The sequence below is a fragment of the Frankia sp. CeRuru1 genome (assembly GCF_977966315.1).
In genome coordinates, this window is sequence record NZ_CDWWEW010000393.1 from 1 (window position 1) to 3,376 (window position 3,376).

At 67.3% G+C, this 3,376-nt stretch carries 4 protein-coding genes and 1 tRNA gene; 2 read left to right on the forward strand and 3 right to left on the reverse strand.

Going from position 1 to position 3,376, the window contains the following annotated elements; genetic code table 11:
• Together AC08OP_RS21105 and AC08OP_RS21110 are read left to right on the forward strand one after the other, a co-directional pair.
• Positions 1-552 (forward strand): hypothetical protein (locus AC08OP_RS21105; RefSeq protein WP_476615770.1); only part of this gene is annotated, 552 nt, incomplete at its 5' end.
• A 33-nt stretch (positions 553-585) separates the two neighbouring features.
• Entirely contained in the window at positions 586-1,683 is a 1,098-nt protein-coding gene (locus AC08OP_RS21110; protein WP_476615771.1) for a recombinase family protein, read from the forward strand.
• Positions 1,684-2,335: 652 nt separating this feature from the next.
• On the opposite strand, the gene AC08OP_RS21115 is transcribed toward AC08OP_RS21110, so the two are convergent.
• From AC08OP_RS21115 to AC08OP_RS21125, 3 genes are all read right to left on the reverse strand, one after another.
• Positions 2,336-2,409, reverse strand: a tRNA-Ala gene (locus AC08OP_RS21115).
• Between the two features lie 78 nt (positions 2,410-2,487).
• Positions 2,488-3,186, reverse strand: a complete 699-nt coding sequence (locus AC08OP_RS21120) for a histidine phosphatase family protein (RefSeq protein ID WP_476615772.1) — start codon at positions 3,184-3,186, stop codon at positions 2,488-2,490.
• A partial coding sequence (locus AC08OP_RS21125) for an RsfS/YbeB/iojap family protein (protein ID WP_476615773.1) occupies positions 3,183-3,376 on the reverse strand: 194 nt, incomplete at its 5' end. The genes AC08OP_RS21125 and AC08OP_RS21120, both read right to left, overlap by 4 nt.

Genomic DNA, 3,376 nt, shown 5'->3' on the forward strand with positions numbered 1-3,376 from the left:
ACTCCCGTCACCGTGACCCGCTACGGCCGGACGAGTACCGTGCACACCGCCACGACCCGCTGCCTGTGGTACGGCGTCTTCGGCCCCCGGCCGGTCACCGTGACCCTCGTCCGCGACGGCGACCGGACCGGCACCTTCGATCTGGCACTCGTCCCGACCGACACCCTCGCGAAACCCGCGGCGATCATCGAACGGTACGCCGCCCGCTGGTCGGTCGAGGTCGCGATCGAGGACGCCAAACAACTCGTCGGCGTCGGCCAGGCCCGCAACCGGCTCACCACCGCCGTGCAACGCGCCGTCCCGTTCGGCCTGACCTGCCAGACCCTCGCCTTCACCTGGTACCTCACCACCGGCCACCACCACGACGACGCCGCGGAGCACCGCGCCCGCGCGCCCTGGTACACCACCAAGACCCGGCCCTCGACCGCCGACCTGCTCGCCAAGCTCCGCCGCGTCCTCATCGCCACCAAATACCAGCCCGCTCACCCCGAACAGCCCACCCCAGCCGAAATCCACACCCTCCGACTGGCCTGGGAGATCACCGCCGCATAACTACGAAAGTCGAGATAGAAGGGCAAGGATGCTATGCGCTTCCTGACCGAGAGCCTGAGCGACCTGCCGACTGGCGCCAAGCTGGCCATCAGCTATCTGCGCGTCTCCACTTCTGCGCAAGCAGAAACGGACTTCAGCGACGAGGGATTTTCAATCCCGGCTCAGCGTGAGGCCAACGAGCGGACCGCCGATCGACTGAATGCGGTCATCGTGGCCGAATTCCTCGACCGCGGCGAATCAGCCAAGACCGCCGACCGCCCCGAGCTTCAAGCAATGCTGCGCTTCCTGCGCGAGCAAGGCGGAATCTCCTACGTGATCATACACAAGGTCGACCGGCTGGCTCGCTCCCGCGAGGACGATGTCACTATCAACCTCGCGATCCGGAAGGCCGGCGCCCAACTGGTGTCGTCCACCGAGAACATCGACGAGACACCGTCGGGCAAGCTCCTGCACGGAATCATGGCCACTATTGCCGAGTTCTACTCGCAGAACTTGGCGCAGGAAGCCAAGAAGGGTATGCGGCAGAAGGCCAAGGCCGGCGGCACACTCGGGTTGGCGCCCTTGGGCTACCGCAACGTCCGCGTGACGGTGGACGGCCGGGAGGTCCGAACCATTGCGGTCGACCAGGACCGCGCACCACACATCGTCTGGATGTTCGGGGCCTACGCCAGCGGCGAGTACACCATGGCCCAGCTGGCGACCGCCCTTGAGTACCGGGGTTTGCGTATTCCGGCCACGCCCAAGCGCCCCACCCGCCCGGTCAGCGTCCAGCACGTCGACAAGATGCTCGCCAACCGCTACTACCTCGGCGAGGTCAAGTTCGAGGGCGTCTGGTACCCGGGGCGACACCCGGCGCTCATCACGTCCGCCGTCTTTGATCAAGTGCAGGCCATCAGGAAGGCGCGCAACGCCGCCCGGGAAAAGCCGCAACACCACCCGCACTACCTCAAGGGCTCGGTGTACTGCGGTACCTGCCGAAGCCGGTTCGGGATCACCAACGCCACCAACCGGTGGGGCACGGTCTACCCGTACTTCTTCTGCATCGGCCGCGCCAAGCGGCGGCAGCCCTGCGACCAGCCCGCCGTCCTGATCGATGACCTTGAGACATCGGTCGCCGACTGGTGGCGGTGAATCCAGCTGTCCGAGACCAAAATCACAGCTATCCGCAACCAGGTCATGACCGAGCTGGAGCGACACCAAGCCGACAGCCACCGCGAGCTCGCGCAGCAGGAGAAGCGCATTGCCGATCTTGAACGCGAACAGCTCAAGCTGCTCCAGGCGCACTACGCCGACGCCATCCCCGTGGATCTGCTCAAGTCCGAACAGGAACGTATCCAGCGGGAACTGGCCGGCGCCCGAGCGATCATAGAACGCTGCTCGACCGAGGCCAGCACCGTGCTGACGGTCGTGGAGGAGGTTCTGTTGCTGTGCGCCAACGCGCATGAGCTGTACCTTGCCGCGCCGCCGGAGGTGCGGCGGGCGCTGAACCAGGCCGTATTCGCCCGCTTCTGGGTGGTACGCAACCACGTTCACGGCGCCGACCTGACTGAACCGTTCGCTCACCTACTGGCCCCGAACCAGCAGGACAAGACCATCGGTCAAGATTCCGAACCCGAGGATGCGGAGATCCTGCCCGACAGCAGGCCGCCCGATGAAGGCCGTTCAGGTGAGATCACTGATCACACCCGCTGGCACGCAATCGAGCGGCCATATGGACCGCTGCCCGGTGAGACAGCGAACCCCCACCAGCTCACTGGCGGGGGTTCGAACATGCCTACTCGGGTGGAGCTGAGGGGATTCGAACCCCTGACCCTCACACTGCCAGTGTGATGCGCTACCAGACTGCGCCACAGCCCCAACTGCCATTCATTTTATATCAGACCCGAGTAAACCCGGTCTTGTACCCCACCCGGACACCAAACCTGTCCTGATGGACTACTTCGGCAAGTGTACAGGCTCAGTGTCGGCTGCTGTCGGCGCCCCCTGGCTCGGCAGGAGCGTCTCAGTCAGTCCCGATCCGGCGGTCCCGACCTTACCAGCCGGCGGCCCCGCGTTGTGCTCGACCAGGCGGAACCCACCCTCGACGAGCCGCAGGACGGACCACCGGCAGTTGGCGAGCGGTCCGAAGTGCCACCAGAGCTCCGGCGGGAGGCCGAGCACATGACCGATCAGTGACCGGGCGGTACCGCCGTGCAGGACAAACACGACGAGACCGTCCCGTTCGGCCGGGAACCCCTCGGCCCGGATCTCGTCGAAGACCGTGCCGGCCCGCTCCGCCACCTGCCGGTAGGTTTCGCCACCGCCACGGGGCACGTCCTCCCCCCGCCGCCAGGCGCGATCCTCCGCGGGGAAGCGTTGGGCCGCCTCGGCAGCGGTCAACCCGGACCACGCGCCGAGATCGATCTCGCGCAGCCGCGCGTCGGAGCGGAAGGGCCCGCCGAGCGCCGCCGCGGTGTCCCGGCAACGTTGCAGGTCGGACGAGACGACAAGTTCCGGGCGCATCGCCTGGATGACCGGGGCCACCGCGGCGACCTGGGCGCGCCCGGTGGCGTCGAGGGGCGGATCCGCGTGCCCCTGGAAGCGGCCGACGTTGTTCCAGGTGGTCCTGCCGTGCCGCCAGAGCAGTAGCCTCACCGTGGGGTCGCCGTACCGGGCCCGGCCACACCCGAGCCCGAGCCGCCGCTCGCCGCGGTGGGCCCCGGGGAGACACCGGCCCCGACCGCCGCGTCGACGAACGGGATCACCGGGCAGTCCTTCCAGAGCCGTTCGAGGGCGTAGTAGACCCGTTCCTCGTCCCGCTGCACGTGCACCACCACGTCGACGA

What these genes read in the sequence shown, in the direction of transcription:
- AC08OP_RS21110 (WP_476615771.1), top strand. Translation starts at nt 586, where the DNA reads ATGCGCTTCCTGACCGAGAGCCTGAGCGACCTGCCGACTGGCGCCAAG.